This window comes from Terrabacter tumescens, assembly GCF_014646815.1.
Taxonomy (GTDB): domain Bacteria; phylum Actinomycetota; class Actinomycetes; order Actinomycetales; family Dermatophilaceae; genus Terrabacter; species Terrabacter tumescens.
Genome location: NZ_BMNZ01000003.1, coordinates 211,717 through 233,251, shown reverse-complemented (window position 1 = coordinate 233,251; position 21,535 = coordinate 211,717). Strand labels below are relative to the sequence as shown.

The 21,535-nt window shown below is 71.8% G+C and carries 20 protein-coding genes and 1 tRNA gene; 12 read left to right on the top strand and 9 right to left on the bottom strand.

The window, feature by feature from the left end; translation table 11 throughout:
* Positions 1-9: 9 nt before the first annotated feature.
* Positions 10-540, bottom strand: a complete 531-nt coding sequence (locus tag IEY30_RS08450; protein ID WP_030194652.1) for a PPA1309 family protein — start codon at positions 538-540, stop codon at positions 10-12.
* Positions 541-726: 186 nt separating this feature from the next.
* Between IEY30_RS08450 and IEY30_RS08445 the strand changes: the two genes are divergently transcribed.
* The 4 genes from IEY30_RS08445 to IEY30_RS08430 all read left to right on the top strand — a co-directional run bounded on the left by IEY30_RS08445 (position 727) and on the right by IEY30_RS08430 (position 5,668).
* A complete protein-coding gene (locus IEY30_RS08445; RefSeq protein WP_030194655.1) occupies positions 727-3,747 on the top strand; it encodes a UPF0182 family membrane protein in 3,021 nt (1,006 codons plus the stop codon).
* A gap of 145 nt (positions 3,748-3,892) precedes the next feature.
* Positions 3,893-3,966, top strand: a tRNA-Met gene (locus tag IEY30_RS08440).
* Positions 3,967-4,108: 142 nt separating this feature from the next.
* Entirely contained in the window at positions 4,109-4,615 is a 507-nt protein-coding gene (locus tag IEY30_RS08435) for a hypothetical protein (RefSeq protein ID WP_156035122.1), read from the top strand.
* A gap of 222 nt (positions 4,616-4,837) precedes the next feature.
* Positions 4,838-5,668 (top strand): hypothetical protein, encoded by an 831-nt coding sequence (locus IEY30_RS08430; RefSeq protein ID WP_030194662.1) that lies wholly within the window; start codon positions 4,838-4,840, stop codon positions 5,666-5,668.
* Positions 5,669-5,728: 60 nt separating this feature from the next.
* Here the strand turns inward: IEY30_RS08430 and IEY30_RS08425 are convergent, their stop codons facing one another.
* Both IEY30_RS08425 and IEY30_RS08420 read right to left on the bottom strand, forming a co-directional pair.
* Positions 5,729-7,429 carry an aminotransferase class V-fold PLP-dependent enzyme gene (locus tag IEY30_RS08425; RefSeq protein ID WP_030194665.1) on the bottom strand — a complete coding sequence of 567 codons (1,701 nt, stop codon included), beginning with the start codon at positions 7,427-7,429 and terminating at the stop codon, positions 5,729-5,731.
* Between the two features lie 86 nt (positions 7,430-7,515).
* Positions 7,516-7,953, bottom strand: a complete 438-nt coding sequence (locus IEY30_RS08420; protein WP_188960117.1) for a hypothetical protein — start codon at positions 7,951-7,953, stop codon at positions 7,516-7,518.
* Between the two features lie 129 nt (positions 7,954-8,082).
* On the opposite strand from IEY30_RS08420, the gene IEY30_RS08415 reads away from it, so the two are divergent.
* Positions 8,083-9,402 (top strand): M16 family metallopeptidase, encoded by a 1,320-nt coding sequence (locus IEY30_RS08415; RefSeq protein ID WP_030194669.1) that lies wholly within the window; start codon positions 8,083-8,085, stop codon positions 9,400-9,402.
* Positions 9,399-10,787, top strand: a complete 1,389-nt coding sequence (locus tag IEY30_RS08410; RefSeq protein ID WP_030194671.1) for a M16 family metallopeptidase — start codon at positions 9,399-9,401, stop codon at positions 10,785-10,787. Before IEY30_RS08415 ends, IEY30_RS08410 begins: the two co-directional genes overlap by 4 nt.
* 82 nt (positions 10,788-10,869) lie before the next feature.
* Here IEY30_RS08410 and IEY30_RS08405 read toward each other — a convergent pair whose 3' ends face one another.
* The 5 genes from IEY30_RS08405 to IEY30_RS08385 all read right to left on the bottom strand — a co-directional run bounded on the left by IEY30_RS08405 (position 10,870) and on the right by IEY30_RS08385 (position 15,380).
* Positions 10,870-11,484: a GNAT family N-acetyltransferase gene (locus tag IEY30_RS08405; RefSeq protein WP_030194673.1), complete on the bottom strand. Its 615-nt coding sequence runs from the start codon at positions 11,482-11,484 to the stop codon at positions 10,870-10,872.
* 64 nt (positions 11,485-11,548) lie between these two features.
* Entirely contained in the window at positions 11,549-12,340 is a 792-nt protein-coding gene (gene hisN, locus IEY30_RS08400; RefSeq protein ID WP_030194676.1) for a histidinol-phosphatase, read from the bottom strand.
* Between the two features lie 70 nt (positions 12,341-12,410).
* Positions 12,411-13,457, bottom strand: a complete 1,047-nt coding sequence (rsgA, locus tag IEY30_RS08395; RefSeq protein ID WP_030194679.1) for a ribosome small subunit-dependent GTPase A — start codon at positions 13,455-13,457, stop codon at positions 12,411-12,413.
* A complete protein-coding gene (gene aroA / locus IEY30_RS08390) occupies positions 13,454-14,812 on the bottom strand; it encodes a 3-phosphoshikimate 1-carboxyvinyltransferase (protein ID WP_030194686.1) in 1,359 nt (452 codons plus the stop codon). Before aroA ends, rsgA begins: the two co-directional genes overlap by 4 nt.
* 37 nt (positions 14,813-14,849) lie before the next feature.
* Complete coding sequence (locus tag IEY30_RS08385) at positions 14,850-15,380, bottom strand: DoxX family membrane protein (RefSeq protein ID WP_030194690.1); 531 nt, start codon at positions 15,378-15,380, stop codon at positions 14,850-14,852.
* 172 nt (positions 15,381-15,552) lie between these two features.
* Between IEY30_RS08385 and IEY30_RS08380 the strand changes: the two genes are divergently transcribed.
* Genes IEY30_RS08380 through rsrA form a run of 4 tightly spaced genes read left to right on the top strand, consistent with a single transcriptional unit; the run spans position 15,553 to position 18,216 of the window.
* A complete protein-coding gene (locus IEY30_RS08380; protein WP_030194693.1) occupies positions 15,553-16,410 on the top strand; it encodes an SOS response-associated peptidase in 858 nt (285 codons plus the stop codon).
* The gene (locus IEY30_RS08375) at positions 16,407-17,048 is read left to right on the top strand and encodes an alpha/beta hydrolase family protein (RefSeq protein WP_030194695.1); all 642 of its coding nucleotides are present in this window, start codon (positions 16,407-16,409) and stop codon (positions 17,046-17,048) included. Before IEY30_RS08380 ends, IEY30_RS08375 begins: the two co-directional genes overlap by 4 nt.
* 17 nt (positions 17,049-17,065) lie before the next feature.
* Positions 17,066-17,920 (top strand): sigma-70 family RNA polymerase sigma factor, encoded by an 855-nt coding sequence (locus IEY30_RS08370; protein ID WP_030194698.1) that lies wholly within the window; start codon positions 17,066-17,068, stop codon positions 17,918-17,920.
* Entirely contained in the window at positions 17,917-18,216 is a 300-nt protein-coding gene (rsrA, locus tag IEY30_RS08365) for a mycothiol system anti-sigma-R factor (RefSeq protein WP_030194701.1), read from the top strand. The genes IEY30_RS08370 and rsrA overlap by 4 nt, the downstream gene beginning before the upstream one ends.
* Before the next feature lie 142 nt (positions 18,217-18,358).
* Here rsrA and IEY30_RS22255 read toward each other — a convergent pair whose 3' ends face one another.
* Positions 18,359-18,433, bottom strand: coding sequence for a 50S ribosomal protein bL37 (locus IEY30_RS22255; RefSeq protein ID WP_369791897.1), 75 nt, complete (start codon positions 18,431-18,433; stop codon positions 18,359-18,361).
* Between the two features lie 457 nt (positions 18,434-18,890).
* Here IEY30_RS22255 and IEY30_RS08360 point away from each other — a divergent pair, with 457 nt between their 5' ends.
* Together IEY30_RS08360 and IEY30_RS08355 are read left to right on the top strand one after the other, a co-directional pair.
* A complete protein-coding gene (locus IEY30_RS08360; RefSeq protein WP_030194704.1) occupies positions 18,891-20,204 on the top strand; it encodes an HD-GYP domain-containing protein in 1,314 nt (437 codons plus the stop codon).
* Positions 20,201-21,496: an HD-GYP domain-containing protein gene (locus IEY30_RS08355; protein ID WP_030194707.1), complete on the top strand. Its 1,296-nt coding sequence runs from the start codon at positions 20,201-20,203 to the stop codon at positions 21,494-21,496. The genes IEY30_RS08360 and IEY30_RS08355 overlap by 4 nt, the downstream gene beginning before the upstream one ends.
* The last annotated feature ends 39 nt before the right edge of the window (positions 21,497-21,535 follow it).

Genomic DNA, 21,535 nt, shown 5'->3' with positions numbered 1-21,535 from the left:
GCCGAGGGCTCAGTCCTCGAACGTCGCCTTGAGCGCCTCGACGAGGCCGGGCGCGATGTCCTTGCCGGTCGCCACGGCGTCGTCGGAGTCGTGGTCGCGCTGGCGCAGCAGGCAGATCGAGGCGCCGCTGCGCAGGACCGCGACGACGAGGCGGACGTCCTTGCGGTCCGGGTGCGCGGCGAGGTGGTCGACGGCGTCGTCGCCGCGTGAGGGCAGCTCGCGCTCGGCCTCGGGCGGCACGACCATCCGCTCGATGGCGAAGGCGCAGCCGTCGACCTCGTCGGGCCAGGCGAGCCGGCCGAGGAGGGTCTCGAGCGAGCTCGTCGTCGGCAGGCCCTCCTGCTCGATGGCCGTCAGCGCACCCTCGGCGAGGTCGGAGGGGCCCATCTGCTCGCGCAGCTGCGGCTCGCGCTCCAGCAGGTCGGCGGTGCGCACGAGGGCGAAGAGCCTGGCGGGCTGGTCCCAGCCGGCGGCGGCGACGTGGCGCTCGGTGTCGAGGGCGGCGATGGCCAGGGGGTCGATGACGGGCTGAGGATTCACGTGACCATGCTGCCGTATGCCGACCGGCAGGCCACCACGGACCCGTGTGGTCTCGTGCCGGTCACGTTGCCTCGTCACCCCGCAGGAGCGTGCGGAGCGCGGGTTATGGTTGCCGCAGGCGGCCGGAGGAGGCCGCCCACGGGTCCGCCCGACCACCTGCCCGCCCCAGCACCCAAGGCACTCCACGTGAGCGACAGCAACTTCGGCCCCCCGCCGGGCAACTTCAACGACGACGAGTCGGGTGCGCCCCGACACCGTGACACCGCCACCGTGCCCCCGCCCCGACGCCCGCTCGTCACGGCGCTCGTCGTGGCAGCCGTGCTGCTCGTGGTGATCGCGATCGCAGCGCAGTTCTGGACCGAGGTGCTCTGGTACGAGTCGGTCGGCTTCTCCGGCGTCTTCAGCACCCAGATCGTCACGAAGGTCCTGCTCGGTCTCGTCGGAGGCCTGCTCACCGCCGCGATGGTCTGGTCGAGCATCCACTTCGCCTTCCGCAACCGCCCGATCTACGCGCCGTCGCCCGACACGCAGGCGATGGAGCACTACCGCCAGCTCGTCGAGCCGATGCGGCGCACGGCCACCGTCGCGGCGCCGCTCGCGGTCGGACTCTTCGCCGGGCTGTCGGCCGCGACCCAGTGGGACACCTTCCTGCTGTGGCGCAACGGCAGCGCGTTCGGCACCAACGACCCCGAGTTCGGTCTCGACATCGGCTTCTTCGTCTTCGACCTGCCGTGGATCAACTTCGTCGTGGCGTTCCTGACGATGATCCTCGTCATCGGCTTCATCACCGCCGCCTTCACGCACTACCTCTACGGGGGCATCGTCGCCGGCACCAAGATGCGCTCGACGCAGGCCGCGCGCGTCCACCTGTCGGTCATCGCCGCCGTCCTCGTGCTCGTGCGCGCCGTCGCCTTCTGGGTCGACCGCTACAACCTCGCGACCGCGCAGTCGAGCAAGATCACCGGCATCCAGTACACCGAGTCGCACGCGATCATCCCGACCAAGGGGATCCTGGCGATCGCCGCGGTCATGTGCGCCGTCATGTTCCTCACGACGATCTGGACGCGCTCGTGGCGTCTCCCGCTCGTCGGGGTCGCGGTGCTCGCCGTCATCGTCGTCGCGGTCGGCGGCATCTACCCGGCCCTCGTGCAGTCGCTCAAGGTGCGCCCGTCGGAGAAGTCTCTCGAGGTGCCCTACATCCAGCGCAACATCGACGCAACGCGCGCGGCCTATGGTGTCGACCAGATCAAGGTCGACCCCTACGACACGAAGACCGTGGCCACACAGAACGCCCTGCGCGACGACGCTGCCACGGTGCCCGGGATCCGGCTCATCGACCCCAACGTCGTCAGCCCGACCTTCAAGCAGCTCGAGGCGAGCAAGGGCTACTACCAGTTCGCCGACGTGCTCGACGTCGACCGCTACCAGATCGACGGCAAGTCCCAGGACACCGTCATCGCCGCGCGCGAGCTCGACCTCAACGGTGTGCCCGACGCGCAGCGCAACTGGCTCAACGACCACACCGTCTACACCCACGGCTACGGCGTCGTCGCGGCCAAGGGCAACACCCGTGAGAGCGACGGGCGCCCGTCCTTCTTCGAGTCGCAGATCGGCACCGAGGGCGCGCTGGGCAAGTACGAGCCGCGCATCTACTTCGGCGAGAGCTCCCCGGAGTACTCCATCGTCGGTGGCAACAAGCAGGAGTTCGACTACCCGGACCCCAAGGGCACCGGGCAGATCAACTACACCTACGCCGGCACGGGTGGGGTGCAGCTCGACGCCATCAAGCGGATCGCGTATGCCGTGAAGTACCGCGAGATCAACTTCCTCCTCTCCGACGCGGTGACCAACGACTCGCGCGTGCTAGACCACCGCACGCCGCGTGAGCGCGTGCAGCGTGTCGCCCCGTGGCTGACGCTCGACGGCAACGCGTACCCCGCCGTCGTCGACGGTCGGGTGCAGTGGATCCTCGACGGCTACACCACGTCGGCGAACTACCCGTACTCGGAGAACACGACGCTCGACAGCGTCACCGAGGACGCCGTGACCAGCACCCGCACGTCGGTGCGGGCGGTCCAGGCCGGCCAGGTCAACTACGTCCGCAACTCCGTCAAGGCGACGGTCGACGCCTACGACGGCACGGTGACGCTCTACCAGTGGGACGAGAAGGACCCCGTGCTCAAGGCGTGGATGTCGATCTTCCCCGGCACGGTCAAGCCGCTCAGCGACATCAAGGGCTCGCTCATGTCGCACCTGCGCTACCCGGAGGACCTCTTCAAGGTCCAGCGCAAGCTGCTCGAGAAGTACCACGACAAGGACGCGGCCTCCTTCTACGGCGGCCAGAACTTCTGGCGCGTGCCCGACGACCCGACGCAGGCCGACGCCCTGCCGCAGCCGCCCTACTACCTCTCGCTCGCCATGCCCGGCCAGCAGAGCCCGGCCTTCTCGCTGACCTCGACGTTCATGCCGACCGGTGACCGCAACGTGCTCTCGGGCTTCCTCGCCGTCGACGGCGACGCGGGGTCGGAGGACGGCAAGAAGTCGCCGAACTACGGCACCCTGCGCCTCCTCGAGACGACGGGGGGCACGGTCAACGGTCCGGGCCAGGTCTACAACGACATGCGCAGCTCGGCGGTCTCGTCGAAGGACCCCGAGCTGCCGACGACGCTCGCGCAGTACATCGGCACGACGAACTCCAATGGCAACGCGGTGATCTTCGGCAACCAGCTGACCCTGCCGGTGGGTGGGGGCCTGCTCTACGTGCAGCCGATCTACTCGCAGGCGCGGTCGCAGTCCGGCTCCTACCCCCGACTCGTGGCGGTTGCGGTGTCGTTCGGCAACAAGATCGCGTGGGCGGGCTCGCTCGACCTCGCGCTCAACGACCTCTTCGGCGGCTCGTCGGGCGCATCGGCCGGCGACAACGGCACGGGCACGCCGTCGAACCCCGGCACGACGCCCACGCCGGGGAGCACGGCGACACCGACCCCGACGCCGTCGGGTACGGCGACGCCGGCGCCCTCCGGCACCCCGAACGCCGCGGCGCTGTCCCAGGCGCTCAAGGACGCGGAGACGGCCTACGCCGACGGCGAGGCGGCCCTCAAGCGCGGCGACTTCGCAGCCTACGGCCAGGCGCAGACCAAGCTCAAGGACGCCCTCAAGCGGGCCGTGGACGCCTCACCGCAGTCGGTGCCGACGACGAAGCCCTGATCGCAGCACCCTCGTGGACGACCTGTGGCAGCACGCGAATCGCGTGCTGCCACAGGTCGTTCCGGCATCCGGAGCCCCGATCCGAGCGGATGGGGCACCTCGATTTGGTCCTGCGGGAGGTTTCGCGTAACGTTGCTCTTGCCGACGCGGGGTGGAGCAGCTCGGTAGCTCGCCGGGCTCATAACCCGGAGGTCGCAGGTTCAAATCCTGCCCCCGCTACTGATCGCGTCAGCGAAGACGAAGGGCCCGGAGAGATCCGGGCCCTTCGTCATGTTCGCCCCCCCTCTGGCGCATCCGCATGGGGTCGCGGCAGGCTGTCCCTCAGGACGTCGCGACCGGCGACGCGGACGAGGGGGTGGCCGTGCCGACGGAGAAGGTGCGGGAGCGAGCCGCACGGATCATCGCGCAGGGCAACCCTGCGGGGCTGCTCTACGGAGCGATCATCACCGGCGCGGTCATGAGCGCCACGGCGAACCACGCACCGTCGACGGCCCGGGTCGTCATCGCGGCCGTCTTCGTGCTCGCCGTCTACTGGCTCGCCGACGTCTACGTGCGGGCGTTCGCCGACCAGTTCCACAACGGCCGTTCGTCCCTGCCCGGCCGGCTCGCGCGGGCGGCGCGACACGAGTCGCGGGTGCTGGCAGGCGGCGTGCCCGCCATCGTCGTGGTGCTCGTGGCCTCTCTGCTCGGCGCCGACACCGCGCTGGCGGTCAGCCTCGCGCTTTGGCTGACGGCCGTCGAGCTCGGAGCCGTCGGCTACCTCGCTGCTCGGCACGTCGGCGCCAGCCGGAGGGCGGCCTTCGGCGAGTCGCTTGCCGCGGCCCTGCTCGGCCTCGTCATGGTGCTGGCCAAGACCTTCCTGCACTGAGCAGGGTGCCCGAGCGTCTCTGGCCCATTCGCCTGTCACGCGCCGCCCCCGTCTGAGACATTCGCCTCCTCGGGTCTGGCACGCAGGAGGTGCGTCATGACGTCGAGCCCACGAACCGGCCCGTCACGCGGTACACGACCCGGCCCACGAGCCGGCCGTCCGCGCGGGCACGGGCCGGGGCGGTCCGCCCGGGTGCGCGCCCGTTGGGCGGCCGCGGCTGCGATGATCGTGATCGTGCTGGGGTCGCTCGTCCTCTCGTCGCAGGCCGCGTCCGCCGCCACGACGCCGGGCCGCGCGATGTGGGTGTGGTCGTGGTCCGACGCCGGGTCGGTCGTCCAGCTGGCCCAGTCGCGCGGCGTCGACACGCTCTTCGTCGCCGTGCCGCCGGACCTGACGACGAGCCCGAGCCTGCCCAGGGTGCGCGACCTCGTGACGCAGGCCCGCGGCGCGGGGCTGCGGGTCGACGCGCTCGGCGGTGACCCGGGGTGGGTCGACAACCCGACATGGGCCGTCGACCACTGGGTCCGGCCAACCATCGCGACAGGCCTGTTCACCGGCCTGCACGTCGACGTCGAGCCGTGGACGACGACGGCGTGGACGACGCGACAGGCGACGACCGTCTCGAAGTACCTCACCCTGCTCGACCGGCTCGTCACGGCGAGCGGCACCCGGCCGGTCGAGGCCGACATCCCGTTCTGGTTCGACCAGGTCAAGGCGGGCAAGAAGTCGACGCTCGACAGGGAGACGATGCGCCGCGTATCGGCCGTGACGATCATGGCCTACCGCAACACCGCTGCGGGCGCCGACGGCACGCTGGCGGTCGCCGCGGCGGAGCTCGCCTCGGCGGCCTCACTGGGCAAGCCGGTCCGCATCGGCCAGGAGACGAACTACCTCGGGCCGGACCCGACCGAGGTCAAGCAGACCTTCTACGGGCAGACCCTGACGCGGATGAACGACCAGCTCGCACAGGTGGATTCGGGCGCCAGGACCTACGCGACCTACGTCGGCATCGCCGTCCACGACTTCACGGGGTATGCCGCGATGGCTCCGTGACGGCGCCGGTGCACGTGCGCAGGGAGCCGGATGGGGGAGCGGACCGCAGGTGGGGCGCGGTCAGTGGGACAGGCTGCGGACGGGCAGCTCGAACCAGCGCAGGTGGTCGAAGTCGACGTTGACGTGGGCCTCGTCGCACCGCTCGGGCGTGGCCGCGGCGAGGATCGCACGCGCGTCCTCGAGGTGGCCGGCGAGTGCGTCCTCACCCGCCCGCTCGTGCTGCGCGGGGTAGGTGAGGTGACCCTCCTCGAAGCTGACCTGGTGCAGTCGGAGGGGTGGCTCGACCGGGCCGTCCTTGTGCTTCCACAGCCCCGTCGCCGGCTCGAAGACGTAGTCCCCGAGCAGGCGCCAGCCCTCGCGCGCCACGAGGCGGACTGCGTCGATGACGTAGTCGGCGACGACGTCGGAGATGAAGTAGTTGAAGTTGACCCGCACCCAGCCTGGCTTGATGCCCTCGCAGCCGCGACCGATCTCGCGCTCGAACTCGTGCGACCGCTCGAGGTCGATGCCGAGCAGGTAGTGGCCGTAGGGGCCGGCGCACGAGCAGCCGCCTCGGGCCTGGATGCCGAAGAGGTCGTTGAGGACGGCGACGACGAAGTTGTGGTGCAGGTAGCGCTCGCCGTGCGCCCGCACGACGAACGAGACGATGGACAGGCGCTCGGCGTCGAGGTTGCCGAGGATCTCGATCGCCGGCTCCTGCTGCCAGGCCTCGACCGCGCGTCGGAGGAAGCGGTCCTCGCGGGCGCGGATCGTCTCGGTGCCCACTGCCTCCTTGAGCTTAAAGACGAGGCCGGCGCGGATCGACTCGATGATGGCCGGGGTGCCGCCCTCCTCGCGGTGCGCGGGGTCGGTGAGGTAGTCGTGGTCGTCGGGGTTGACGTAGGCCACGGTCCCGCCACCGGGGACGTCGGGCACGCGGTTGGTCATGAGCTCGCGCCGCACGACGAGCACGCCGGGCGTGCTCGGGCCGCCGATGAACTTGTGCGGGCTGAGGAAGACGGCGTCCTTGTATGCCGTGGGGCCGGCCACGCCGCGGCCGCCGCGGCCGTACATCTCGATGTCGACGTAGGGCGCCGCCGCGGCGTAGTCCCAGAACGCGAGCGCACCGTGCTCGTGGAGCAGGGAGGAGATCGCGTCGGTGTCGGTGACGATGCCGGTGACGTTGCTCGCTGCCGAGAACGAGCCGATGAGCAGCGGGCGGTCCGCGTGCTCGACGAGGCGCGCACGCAGCACCTCGATGTCGACGTGCCCGTCGAGGTCCTGCGGGATGACGACGACGTCGGCGACGCACTCGCGCCACATGACCTCGTTGGAGTGGTGTTCGTACGGGCCGATGAAGACGACGGGGCGCTGGTCGGCGGGCACGAGCTCGCTTGCGTGCCAACGGTCCTCGAAGTTCGAGGGGATGCGCAGGCCGAGGATCCCGACGAGCTTGTCGATGGCCCCGGTGCAGCCGGAGCCGGCGAAGACGACCACCGTCTCGTCGTCGCCTCCGACGGCGTCGCGGATGGTGCGGCGGGCGTCCTCGCGCAGCCGGGTCGTCTGCAGGCCGGTGCCGGAGCTCTCGGTGTGCGTGTTGGCGTAGCGGGGGAGCACCTCGTCGCGGATGAAGTCCTCGATGAAGGTGAGGCCACGGCCCGAGGCGGTGTAGTCGGCGTAGGTGACGCGGCGCGGCCCGTAGGGGCCGTGCATCACCTGGTCGTCTCCGATGACGCTCGAGCGGATCGTGTCGAGCAGGGTCTGCGTCGATGGTGCTCCCATGGCCCCAGCATAGCCGTTGGTGATGCACGCGGTGAGTAGCATAAGTGAGCGTTATGCACAGATGAGGGGCTCGGAGCCCGCCTCGGTCACGGGCCCGGCACCACGCATACGACCGTGCCCGTCCCGCCCTGCGCCAGAGCGCTCGTGAACGCGCGGCCCGACCCGTGCTGTGCGCACAGGCGACGCACCGAAAACTCGTCCGTGAAGGCGTTGCGCTGCACGAAGACGACCGTCCCGAGCGACGAGGCGTCCGCGCAGTCCACCGTCCGCACGTCGCCGGCCTCGCTCGCCGTGACGCACCGACCGATCGTGATGTCCCGGGTGCCGTCGTCGTAGGTGACGGCGCGGTAGACGAGGAAGGCTAGGACGGCGAGCAGCAGCGGTCCGAAGCGGCGCAGGACGGCGGCCCTCGAGGTGCCCGCGGTGGGACCGACCGGCTCAGGGGTGGAGGGAGGGGTGGAGGGAGGGGTGGAGGGAGGGGTGGAGGGAGGGGTGGAGGGAGGGGTGGAGTCAGGGGTGGACATGCGGGCTGGCTCCTGGCGGTTCGGTGGCAGGTCTGCCGGGTCGGCCCCTGCGCGACGGGCCGCGTGCGGGGCCACCGTACGCGACGGCGACGCCTCATCTTCGCCGCTCCGTCGCATAGGGTCGAGCCCGTGACAGCGATCTCCTACCCGCTCGCGGAGCGCACCCTGGCCAACGGCCTGCGCGTCATCGTCAGCGAGGACCACACGGTGCCCAACGTCGCGGTGAACCTCTGGGTCGGCGTCGGCTCCCGGCACGAGACCCCCGGACGCACCGGCTTCGCCCACCTCTTCGAGCACCTGATGTTCCAGGGGAGTCGCAACGTCGCCTCGGGCGAGCACTTCTCGGCGCTCATGGACGAGGGCGCCCGGCTCAACGCGACGACGTGGTTCGACCGCACGAACTACTTCGAGACGGTGCCCACCGGGGCGCTCGAGCTCGCCCTGTGGCTCGAGGCCGACCGCCACGGCCATCTGCTCGACGCGCTGACGCAGGAGAACCTCGACAACCAGCGAGACGTCGTCAAGGAGGAGAAGCGCCAGCGCTACGACAACGTGCCCTACGGCTCGGCGCTCATCGACATCTACGCGACCGTCTTCCCCGAGGACCACCCCTACCACCACCCGACCATCGGTTCGATGGAGGACCTCGACGCCGCGACGCTCGAGGACGTCCACGCCTTCTTCCGCGCCCACTACGGGCCCAACAACACCGTCCTGACCCTCGTCGGAGACGTCACCCCCGAGGACGGCTTCGCAGCCGCCGAGAAGTACTTCGGGCCGCTGCCGGCGATCGAGCTGACCCCGCGGCCACGACACCCGCAGCTGGCGCCGCTGGCCGAGCCGGTGCGGCTCGACCGCGTCGGGGACGTGCCCAACGACCGCATCTACGTCTCCTTCCGGCTCCCGGTCGACACCACCCCCGACTACCTCGCCTGCCAGGTCGCCGTCGACGTCCTCGGCGGCCTCTCCAGCTCGCGCCTCGTGCGCCGGCTCGTGCGCAAGGACGAGACCGCCGTCGCCGTGGGTGGCTGGACGATGGGCCTCGTCGACGGCTCGGGCCTCGGCACGATCACCGTGGACGTCTCCGCCGGTGCCGACGTCGACGCGGTCGAGGAGGCCGTGTGCGAGGAGATCCGCCGTTTCGTCGACGAGGGCCCGGACGCCGCGGAGCTCGAGTCCGTCATCGCCGACACCGAACGCTCGTGGCTCAGCGCGCTCGCCAGCATCGAGGAGCGTGCCGACCACATCAGCCACCACGCGCTGCTGACCGGCGACCCGGCCTACGTCAACACCTTCGTCGACCGCATCCGCTCCGTCACCGCCGAGCAGGCGCGCGCGGCGGCAGCGGCCTGGCTGGACCCGAGCTCGCGGGCCGTCGTGCGCTACCTCGCCGAGGACGACGTCGACCAGAACGGCTCTGACCACCACCTCTCGGAGGAGGCCTCATGACCACCGTCGCCCGCCCCGTCGTCGCGCCGCCCGAGCCGTGGGAGTTCCCCGAGGGCAGCAGCTTCGACCTGCCCAACGGACTGCGCCTGCTCACCTACGACGTGCCGGGCCAGTACGTCATCTCGGTCCGCCTCGGACTGCCCGTGTCGCTGCGCGACGAGCCGCGTCACCTCGAGGGCGTCGCGTCGATCATGGCGCGCACCCTCGACGAGGGCACCGAGCAGCACAGCGCCGAGGAGTTCGCGCGACTGCTCGAGCGCAAGGGCGTCAGCTTCGGCGCGGGCATGGCCGACGCAGGACTCTCGATCGACCTCGACGTCGTCAAGGGCAACCTCGAGCCGGCGCTCGACCTGCTGCGCCAGATCCTGACCGAGCCCGCCTTCCCGCAGGCCGAGGTGGCTCGCCAGGTGCGCACCCGGATCGCCGAGATCGAGCAGGAGCGCTCGGTCGCGGCCCACCGCGCCGGGCTCGAGTTCGTCCGCACCTACTACGCGCCCGACGACCGCTCGTCCCGGCCGACCGGTGGCACGCGCGACACGGTGTCGTCCATCACCCGCGAGGACGTCGCGGCCTTCCACGCCGAGCACGTCGTCGCCTCCGGCGTGACCGTGGTCGTCGCGGGCGACCTGGCCGGCCTCGACGTGCCGGTGCTCGTCGAGGCAGCCCTCGGCGGGTGGGCCAAGGGACCGCGACAGCGCGAGCGCCACCTCCAGCACGCCGCAGCCCTCGCGCCCGACCGCGGCCGGATCGTGCTCGTCTCCCGCCCCGGCTCGGTGCAGACCGAGTTCGTCATCGGCGCACCCGGTCCCGACCGGTCCGTCGAGGGCGGATGGGCTCCCTACCCGGTGCTCGGCTTCGTCCTCGGCGGCTCGCCCAACGCCCGCATCGACGCGGTGCTGCGCGAGGAGAAGGGCTACACGTACGGCATCCGGTCGAGCTTCCGTCCGCGACGGCGGGGAGGGGTCTTCCTCACCTCGGGCTCGGTGCGCGCCGACTCGACGGCCGAGTCGCTGAGCCTGCTCGTCGAGATCCTCGAGGGTGGCCGGGACGGCTTCACCGACAAGGAGATCCGCTCGGGCGTCGACTTCATCTCCAAGACCGCGCCCGGTCGCTACGCCACGGCCGACGCCATCGCCGACGAGGCGGTCGGCATGGCGCTCGACGGCCGGACGACGGCCTTCACGACGGCCAACCTGCGCGACCTCGCCACCGTCGACCGCGCGAGGGTCGAGGCGGCATACGCCCGCTTCGCCGAGGAGGCGGGGATCGGGTCGGGTGGTCCGGGCGCAGGCTGGACGATCGTCATGGTCGGCGATGCCGACGCCCACCTCGAGGCGATCCGTGCCCTCGGTCTGGGAGAGGTCACGGTCGTCACCGACGCCTGACCCCCGCTTCCCCCACCGAACGCAGCGTTCGGTCCGGGGTGTGGCCGCGGAGGGTGGCCGCGGCGTGTGCCGGACGAGCGGGTCAGGGCCGGGGTGCGGGGGTGAGGGCGCGCTCCATGACGAAGTCGTCCTCGAGGACCCCGCCGACGAGGAACTGTTTGGTGCCGACGCGCTCGAAGCCGCTCTTGGCGTAGAAGCGCTGCGCCCGCTCGTTCTGCTGGTTGACCCCGAGCCAGACCCCGGCGGCGCCGGCGTCAGTGGCCCACTGCAGCGCCGCGGCCATGAGCAGTGCTGCGGCGCCGGTGCCGTGCGCCTGCGGCAGCACGTAGATCTTCGACAGCTCGACCGTCGGCCGCAGCCGGATCGCGGCCCTGACGTCGCCGTCGGAGGGCTCACCGTCGACGAGCATGGCGTAGCCCAGCGGCGTGCCCGCGACCTCGGCGAGGAGGACGTGGCGAGCCGGGTCGGCCAGGTAGCCGGCAAAGCGCTCGGGCGAGAGCACCTCGGAGATGAAGGCCTCGACCCGCTCCCGCGTCATCGACGGCGGGCACGCCAGCCCGAACGTCGCCGCGGCGACCTCGGCAAGGGCGCCGACGTCGGCGGCATCGGCGGGGCGGACCGTCGCGGTCGGCGCGGGGCGGTCCTTCGGGTCGGACGCGTCGGACGCGTCGGACGGTGTGCCCGAGTGGCTGCTCATGCCGAAAGGCTAGGCCGCGCAGGGCGATCCACCCAACGCCGCTCAACCCGTGGGCTCGGACAGGTCAGGCGGAGGGCATGCCGATCCGCGAGAGCACCTCGTCGTGCAGCAGGCCGTTCGTGGCCAGGGCGTTGCCGCTCCAGCAGCCCTCGCGTCCGTCGAGGCCGGTGAAGCGACCGCCGGCCTCCTGCACGATGGCGACGAGGGCCGCCATGTCGTGGACGGCGAGCTCCGGCTCGGCTGCGATGTCCGCGGCCCCCTCGGCGACGAGCATGTAGGACCAGAAGTCGCCATAGGCGCGGGTGCGCCAGCAGTCGTCCATGAGGTCGAGGAAGTCGTCGCGCCGTCCGCGCACGCGCCACCCGGCGAGGGAGGAGTACGACAGCGACGCGTCGCCGAGACGCCCGACCTGCGACACGGAGAGGCGGCGCGCCGACGACAGGGACCGGCCCGTCCACGCGCCGGACCCGGTGGCCGCCCACCAGCGCCGCTGGAGGGCCGGCGCGGCGACGAGGCCGAGCACGGGCACGTTGTCGACGACGAGCCCGATGAGGGTGGCCCAGACCGGGACGCCGCGCACGAAGTTCTTCGTGCCGTCGATGGGGTCGATGATCCACCGTCGCGGGCCGTGCCCGGTCGCCTCGAACTCCTCGCCCTCGACGGCGTCACGCGGTCGGGTGCGCTTCAGCTGGTGCCGGACGAGCTCCTCGGCGGCGCGGTCGGCGTCGGTGACGGGCGTGAGGTCGGGCTTGCTCTCGACGACGAGGTCGGCGGCACGGAAGCGTGCCATCGTCACCCGCTCGACGGCATCCGCGAGGACGTGGGCCAGACGGAGGTCGTCGTCGTAGGAGGTCACCGGGTCAACCTAGCGGCAACCGACGTCGGGGAGGGCAGGCCGGGGGAGCGGAGTCGTATGCCGCTGCGGCTCAGTGCTCCTCGGTGGTGCTGCGGCTGCTGAGCAGCCGGCGCAGCGACTCGAGCCGCGACGCGCCGGCAGGTCCGGCGTGTCCGTGCTCCACCCAGGCGTCGAGCGCGCACTCCTCCTCGTCGTGGGTGCAGCCGCGGGGGCAGCCGTCCGTGCCGGCGGCGAGGTCGGGGAAGTGGTCGATGATGCGGTCGACGTCGATGTGGGCGAGCCCGAACGAGCGGATGCCGGGGGTGTCGATGACCCAGCCGTCGTCGGAGCCGTCGGCGCCACGCAGGCGCAGGGCCACGGCGTTGGTCGAGGTGTGACGACCCCGGCCGGTCGTGTCGTTGACGATGCCCGTGGCGCGCAGGGCCCCCGGCACGAGGCCGTTGACGAGGGTGCTCTTGCCGACCCCCGAGTGGCCGACGAGGACCGACACCTTGCCGGACAGCTTGGCCCGCAAGGCGTCGAGTCCGGTGAAGTCGCCGTCCTTCCACGAGGTGACGACGTGCTCGACCTCGAGCGGCGTGTAGCTGGCCAGGAACTCGGCGGGGTCGACGAGGTCGGCCTTGGTGAGGGCGAGCAGCGGCTCGAGGTCGGCGTCGTACGCCGCGACGAGGCACCGGTCGACCATGCGCGGTCGCGGCTCGGGGTCCGCGAGCGCCGTGACGATGACGAGCTGGTCGGCGTTGGCGACGATGATGCGCTCGTAGGGGTCGGTGTCGTCCGCCGTGCGGCGCAGCACCGAGCGACGCTCCTCGATGCGCACGATGCGGGCCAGCGCGTCGGGGCCTCCCGCGAGGTCGCCGACGAGGGCGACGTCGTCGCCGACCACGACCCGGGTGCGACCGATCTCGCGGGCCTTCATCGCGGTGACGACGCGCTCGGGCTCCTTCTTGCCGAGGACGCCCTTGGGGATGAGGCAGGTGTAGCGGCCCCGGTCGACGCCGATGACCATGGCCACGACGGCATCGGCGTGGGCCGGGCGCTCCTTGGTGCGGGGCCGGGACCCCTTGCGGCTCGGCCGGACCCGGATGTCGCCCTCGTCGAGGTCCCGCCAGCTCATCGCGCGAGCACGACCGGACCGGTGCCTTCGAGCATGCCCTGCCACAGGCCGACGAAGTCGGGGAGCGTCTTGCGCGTCGTGTCGATGTCCTCGACGTGCACGCCGGGCACGCGCAGGCCGATGATCGCGCCGGCGGTCGCCATGCGGTGGTCGTGGTAGGTGCGGAACCGCCCGCCGTGCAAGGGCGCCGGCGTGATCCGCAGACCGTCCTCGGTCTCGGTCACGTGCGCGCCGACGCCGCCCAGCTCGGCGGTCAGGGCCGCGAGACGGTCGGTCTCGTGGCCGCGGATGTGGGCCACGCCGCGGATCCACGTGGGGGTCGAGGCGAGGGCGGCGAGGGCGGCGACCGTGGGCGTCAGCTCCGCCGCGTCGTGCAGGTCGATGTCGATGCCGACGAGCTCGCCGCTGCCGACGACGGTGAGGCCCGAGCGGTCGAGGCGCACGTCGGCGCCCATCGTGTCGAGGATCTCGCGGAGCAGGTCGCCGGCCTGGGTCGTGTGCTGCGGCCACCCCGGCACGCGGACCGTGCCACCGACCACGAGGGCTGCCGCGACGAACGGCCCGGCGTTGGACAGGTCCGGCTCGACCGACACGTCGAGGGCGTTGATCTCGGACGGCTCGACCCGCCAGGTGTTGGGCTCGCTGTCGTCGACGATGGCGCCCGCGTCGCGGAGCGTCTCGACGGTCATGAGGATGTGCGGCTCGCTCGGCACCGGCTTGCCGTCGTGGTGCACGGTGATGCCCTCGTCGTAGCGCGCGCCGGCCAGCAGCAGGGCCGACACGAACTGCGACGAGGCGGAGGCATCCATCGTCACCGACCCGCCCCGGACCCGACCGCGTCCGCCGACCGTGACGGGCAGGTGGCCGCCGCCGTCGTCCACGTCGACGCCGAGCGCCCGGAGCGCGTCGATGACCGGCCCCATCGGACGCACCCTGGCCTGCGGGTCGCCGTCGAGGCGGACCGGCCCGTCGGCGAGGGCGGCGACCGCGGGCAGGAAGCGCATGACGGTCCCGGCGAGCCCGCAGTCGATGCTGACGTCACCCGTCAGCGTCTCGGGCGGGGTGACGACCCAGTCGGGGACGTCACCGCCCACCGCCTCACCCTCCGGGGCCACGTCGTCGATGCGCACCCCCAGCGACCGCAGGGCGTCGGCCATGAGGAGCGTGTCGCGCGACCGCAGGGGCGCCCGCAGGCGCGAGCGCTCGGTCGCCAGCGCCGCGAGGACGAGGTAGCGGTTGGTCAGGGACTTGCTGCCCGGCAGCACGACCGTCGCGTCGAGCGGGCCGGACGCGACCGGAGCCGCCCAGTCCGGCACCGAGGTGACAGCGTCGTGCGCTGTGGTGCCGGTCGTCACGGACGTGGGGTGAGGCGATGGATCAGCGGGACTCAACTCAGCTCACGACGTCCTGTGCTCGGTGGGCGAGCAGACGCGCCTCGCGCTTGGCGGTCCGCTGGGCGTGGCGCGCCTCGCGGCGCGTCGTCTTCGTCGCGTGCTGGGCGCGCCAGGCGAGGCCGGGACGGCCCTCGGTGTCGACGGCGGCCAGCAGCAGGCCGCCGAGCAGGCCGACGTTCTTGAGGAAGAGGCTGCGGCTCTGGGCCTTGCGGGTCAGGTCGGTCTCCTCCCAGAAGGCGTGCTCGATGGCCGTGGTCGGGACGATGGACGCCGCGAGCACGGTCGAGGCCAGACGCGGCATACGACCCGTGGCGAGGAGGAGGCCACCGCCGAGCAGCGCGGCGCCGTTCACCCGGACGAAGAGGTCGGGGTCCTTCGCGGCGACCTCGGCCCCGGGGACCTGGTCCGGCACCTTCTGGAGCAGGTGGGCGGCCTGGTCGGTGCGCGCGGCGGGGTTGCGCAGCGCCTCGACCCCTGCGGCGACGAAGACGGACGCGAGCAGCGGACGGGCGAGACGGCGGACGATCATACGATTTCCTCCTCTGGCCGCAGCCCGCCGGAGCGTGCCGTGGCCATCGTGGACGTGTGGACACCTACGGTATCGACATACCCGCAGGCCACGGGGCGACGCCCACACCGCAGGCGTCCCGACGGCCGCGCGACGCCCGCCCCGCCCGACCATGCGGCATACGCTGTGGCGCATGTGCGGGAGGTATGCCGCGAGCGCGCGGCCCGACGAGCTCATCGAGGCGTTCGACGTCGACGAGGACCACACCGGCGACCCCGCGCGCAGCGTCCTGAAGAACCCCCAGAGCCCGCCCGCCGGCGAGCCCGACTGGAACATGGCGCCCTCGAAGCAGGCACCCGTCGTGCTGACCCGCCGCCCGCGTGGCGAGGGGAGCGGGGACGCCGGTGCCGACGCGGCTGCCGAGCCCACGCGACAGCTGCGGCTGCTCACCTGGGGGCTCGTGCCGGCGTGGTCCAAGGACGTCAAGATGGGCCTGCGCATGACGAACGCCCGGGCCGAGTCGGTCCTCGGCAAGGGAGCCTTCGCCAAGGCCGCGCTCTCGCGCCGCTGCATCGTGCCGGCGGAGGGCTGGTACGAGTGGCAGGTCTCGCCGACCGCGGTCGACGCCAAGGGCAAGCCGCGCAAGCAGCCCTTCTTCGTCCACCGCGCCGACGGCGCGCCCGTCGCGTTCGCCGGCCTCTACGAGTTCTGGCGCGACCGGGAGCTGCCCGACGGGGACCCGGACGCGTGGCTCACGACGTTCACGATCATCACGACCGCCGCCGACCCGGGCATGGACCGCATCCACGACCGACAGCCGCTCGTGCTCGAGCCGGGGCAGTGGGAGCAGTGGCTGGACCCGGAGGAGAAGGACCCCGGCTACGTCCAGGGCGTGCTCGACTTCGCCCAGCCCGGTCGCTTCGAGGCCCACCCCGTCAGCCGCGCCCTCGGGGCCACCCGCAACAACGGCCCGGCGCTGGTCGAGCCCGTCCCCGAGTCCGAGCTCGAGGGCGTCGTCGACCCGATGACCGGCGAGGTCATCGGCGCATGAGCGCCCAGACGCGCGAGACGGTCCGCGAGATCGAGACCCCGGGTGGTCCCGGGCGCGCCCACGTGCAGCGGCCGCAGCGGGCCCACGGCACCGTGGTGCTCGGCCACGGCGCCGGGGGAGGGCTCGGCGCGATCGACCTGGCCGTCGCCCGCGAGGTGCTGCTCGGGGCCGGCTGGGCCGTCGTGCTGATCGAGCAGCCGTGGCTCGTCGCCGGCCGCCGGGTCGCCGGACGGCCGCCGACGCTCGACGCCGCGTGGGTGCCGATGGTCGAGGCCCTGCTCACCGGGCGCGGACGGCTGCCGCGGCCGCTCGTCGTCGGGGGCCGCAGCGCCGGCGCCCGCGTCGCCTGTCGCACCGCCGGCACGCTCGAGGCGGACGCCGGGCTGCTGCTCAGCTTCCCTCTGCACCTGCCCGGGCAGCCCGACAAGCTGAGGGCCCACGAGCTCGCGCTGGCGCCCGACCCGTCATGGGTCGTGCAGGGCACCCGGGACACCTTCGGCACGCCGGAGGAGCTGCGCCCGCACCTCCCGCCGGGCACGACCCTCCTCGAGGTCCCGGGCGCGCACAGCTACCCCAAGGGTTCGCGCGGCGCCCTCACCGACGCGCTGACGAGGATCGCGGGAATGCTCCCCGCCTAGGCGTCGTTGCACCGGGCATGGTCACCTGCCCCACCCGTGAGCCCGAGAGCATCACGACCGCCGCCGTCGCGCGCGGTCTGTTGCCACAGCCCGCCGGTCTAGGCTGGGAGGCGATGGCAAAGGACAAGAAGACCGATCCGAGCGCCGCCGTGCGCCTCGCGGACCCCAGCACCGACAGCACGCCGGCAGTCACGACGTCCGTCCCGGCCCTGGGGGCCGACCCCGAGGAGCTGGCGCGCGCCGACGCGAGCGTCGACGTCGCGAGCGAGAGCGAGCGGGAGCGCCGTGCGCGCTTCGAGCGCGAGGCGATGCCCCTGCTCGACCAGCTCTACAGCGCCGCCCTGCGCACGACGCGCAACCCGAGCGACGCCGAGGACCTCGTCCAGGAGACGTTCGCCAAGGCCTACGCGGCCTTCCACCAGTACAAGCCGGGGACCAACCTCAAGGCGTGGATGTACCGCATCCTCACCAACACCTACATCAACACCTACCGCAAGAAGCAGCGTCAGCCGCTCGAGTCCGACTCGGCCCAGATCGAGGACTACCAGCTGGCGCGTGCCGAGTCGCACACGTCGGTCGGTCTGCGCTCCGCCGAGGCGGAGGCGCTCGACCACCTGCCCGACAGCGACGTCAAGCGGGCCCTGCAGGCGATCCCGGAGGAGTTCCGCCTCGCGGTCTACTTCGCCGACGTCGAGGGCTACTCCTACAAGGAGATCGCCGAGATCATGGACACGCCCATCGGTACCGTCATGAGCCGCCTGCACCGTGGCCGGCGCCAGCTGCGAGAGCTGCTCTCGGAGTATGCCGCCGACCGCGGTTTCGCCGCCGCCGGCAGCTCCGAGGGCGTGGGCACCGAAGGAGGTCGGTCATGAGCGAGCACACCACGGCTGGTGCTCCGAACGCAGACGGCGCGGGAGCCCGCACCGACTGCTCGGAGGCGCTGCTGCGCGTCTACGAGTACCTCGACGGCGAGCTCGGGCCCGACGAGTGCGCGAAGATCCAGGCGCACCTCGACGAGTGCGGACCGTGCCTGAAGGAGTACGACCTCGACACGACGCTCAAGTCGCTCATCAAGCGGTCCTGCGAGTGCGAGCAGGCCCCCGAGGCGCTGCGGATGACGATCATGTCCCGCATCTCGATGACCGTCATCCAGGTCGACCGCGGCTGAGACGACCGCACCGGCACGACGCCTGGCCCGGCACGACGCAGGCCCGGCACGACGCAGGCCCGCTCGATGCCGGCCCGTCCGGCGCCGGGCACGACGAAGGCCCGCCCCGAATGATCGGGTGCGGGCCTTTGACGTCTGCGGCTCAGGCGTTGGGCTTGCGGCCGTGGTTGGCGGCGTTGCCCTTGCGGGAGCGGCGCTTGCGGGCGCGCTTGCTCATCGTCGGCTCTCCTTGGTCCTGCGGATTCTCGTGTCCGTACGGGCACGAGGACCCGAGTCTTCCACATGCCTGCGCACTCACCCAATTCGGCTGCAGGGTTCCCCGGCAGACCTTAAAATCTTGGTATAGATCCGGCCGTAACGGCCGGATCTGCTTTTGTGCGCGCGCTCGCGCTGGGACGCTGTGACTCGAGGGAAACCTCAGTTGTTCTGTGCTGCCGCGAGCAACGCCCCTCCATGGCGCACGCATCCGGAACATCAATGCAATGAAGGAGCCCCCAAATGTTCGCTGCCCTGCTTGCCGCCCTTGCCTCCAACGACTTCATGACCCGAGCGATGGCATCGCTCGCCAACACGTGGTCCTGGGGTCCCTGAGCCATCTTGCTCCCATCACCTCGGTTCGGTCCTGCTTCCGCTGGCGGTTGCGGGACCGAACTGTCGTGACTTACCTCTAGTCCGTGAGAAGCGCACCCGAACAGCCCACCTCGTCGCGGCTGCTGCCCTACTACATCGCCCTCGTGAGCCTCGGGTCGCTGGCACTCGGAGCGATGTCCTGGGCCTACGGCCGACACCCTGAGGTCGGCCCGCTCCTGCTCCTGTCCGCGATGGGAGTGCTCAGCTACACCCTCCGCGAGCCGACCGTGACCTCGCGGATCGGCTTCTCGTTCCTGTCGATCATCCTGCTCGCCTCAGGCGCCCTCCTCGGCCCGTTCGGCGCCTGGTTCGTCGGGCTCGTGTCGCAGAGCATCGAGCGCGAGCCGCGCATGAAGTGGTTCCAGCGGGCCTTCAACATCGCGATGATGAGCATCATCGGCGTCGCCGGGGCCATGGCCTACATCGTGTGCGGTGGCGCCGCGTCGCTCGAGTCGATCAGTGGCTTCTCCGACCTCGTCGTGCAGGTGGGACTCCCACTCATCGTGGCCGACGTCGTCCAGTGCATCACCAACGCCGTCCTCGTGGCCGGTGCCGTCAGCCTCGACCAGCGGGTGCCCTTCTGGGTCTTCGTCCGGCGCATCCTCGTCAGCTCCGGGGTGGCCTACATCGGTTACGGCGTCATCGGCTTCCTCTTCGTCATCCTCTGGTTCCCTGCCGGGCTCGGCGCGTTCAGCGCGCTGCTCGTCATGGCGCCGCTGCTCGCGGCGCGGTGGGCCTTCGTCCAGTTCGGCGAGGAGCTGCGCTCCCACGAACGTGTCGTCGAGACCCTGGTCACGGCGCTCGGCACCAAGGAGCCACCCGCGGTGGACCGCAGTCGGCGTGCGGCGCGGCTCGCCGAGTCCGTCGCCGAGGAGCTCGGCCTCGGACCGCACCAGATCGGGACGGTCCGGTATGCCGCCACGCTCCACGAGATCGGCCACCTCGGTGTCCCGACCCGCCTCCTGCGCCGTGCCCCCGAGGCGCTCAGCGTGTCGGAGCGGCGCATCATCGACCGGCACTGCGTCATGGGCGCCCGCATGATCGAGGGCATCGACTTCCTCGAGGACGCCCGGTCCGGGATCCGCCACCAGCACGAGCGCTACGACGGCGGCGGCCGTCCCGACGGTGTCGCCGGTCAGGAGATCCCCATCGCGGCTCGCATCCTCGCCGTCACGTCCCGGGTCGAGGAGCTGACCGCCGCCGCGGTCGACGAGGGCAGACAGCCCTACCTGGCGGAGGTCGGACGTGCCCTCCAGTCCGACGAGGGATGCTTCGACCCGACGATCGTCAGCGCCGTGCTCGTGGCGCTCGACAAGCACGGGTGGCCGTCCGGAGTGTCGACGGGGGCCGGCACATGAAGGGCGCAGTGCGTCGCGAGCCGGTGGCCCTGCTCATCGGACTGGTCGGCCTCGTGGTCTCGGTCGTGGTCGCGCTCGTCATCGGTGACGTCCCGCAGCCGGGCACGGAGGCGGGCCTGCTCGTCGCCGCCGTCTTCGCCGTCACGATCGTGCTCGGCGAGTGGTTCCACCTGTCGGCGCCCGGGTTCCGTGGCTCCGCGCCCATCGCCATGGCGGCGGCCTTCGGCCTGGCCCTGACCACGGAGGTGCCCGGCGGCCAGTTCGTCGCGTACGGCACCGCCTTCGTCGTCGCCGTCACCTCACTCGCCATGGCGGTCGGTACCGTCACGAGGGTTCTGTCCGGTCGCGACGTGAGCATCGTCGAGACGACCGGGCGACTCGTGGCGATCATCGTCGTGACCGTCCTCTACCGGGGGGTGCACCTCGGTCAGCAGCCGGGAGAGGCCGCACCCTCCGACGGCCTCGTGCCGTGGCAGCGGGCGGCGCTGATGCTGGGCATCACGATGCTGGGCCTCGTCGCCGACACGCTCTTCACGTCGGTGCTGCGTGCGCTGTCGGCGTCGGGAAACCTGCGCCGCACCTTTGTCGAGGAGGTCCGCTCGTCGTTCGCGATGTCCATGGCGGTCGCCGTCACCGGCGTGCTCATCGCGCTCGCCGCCCCGCCCATGGGGATCGCGGCCCTCCCGCTCTTCCTCATGCCGCTCGTGCTGACGCTCTTCGCCTTCCGCCGCTACGTCAGCATCCGCGCCACCTACCTCCAGAGCATCCGGACCCTCTCGCGCCTGACCGACGCGGCCGGCTACACCCCAGCCGGCCACTCCGAGCGCGTGGCAGCCCTCGCGGTCCGGGTCGGCCGCGAGCTCGGCCTGTCCGAGCGTGAGCTGCTCGACCTCGAGTACGCCGCGCTGCTCCACGACATCGGCCAGGTGGCCCTCATCGAGCCGATCCCGGGCGGCGCCACGGTGCTCGCCGCCCCGGCCGACCAGCGCCGCATCGAGGCCGACACCGTGGCGATCGTCCGCGAGACCGGCGTCTTCGAGGGTGCGGCCCGGATCCTCGAGCACCAGACAACGCCCTACCGCCAGGTGCGCGAGCTCGGGGAGGAGATCCCGCTGACGAGCCGCATCGTCAAGGTCGTCAACGCCTACGAGGACCTCACGGCGGGCGCCCGCAGCGTGCGGGCGCGCGAGGCCGCCATCGAGCGGATCTACCTCGGTCTCGGCTACGAGTACGACCCCCGGGTGGTCGACGCCCTGCTCACCGCCATCGGGCCCGGCTCCGACCAGTCCTGAGCCCGGCTGAGCCCCGGCCGTGCCGGGCTGAGAGGGGCG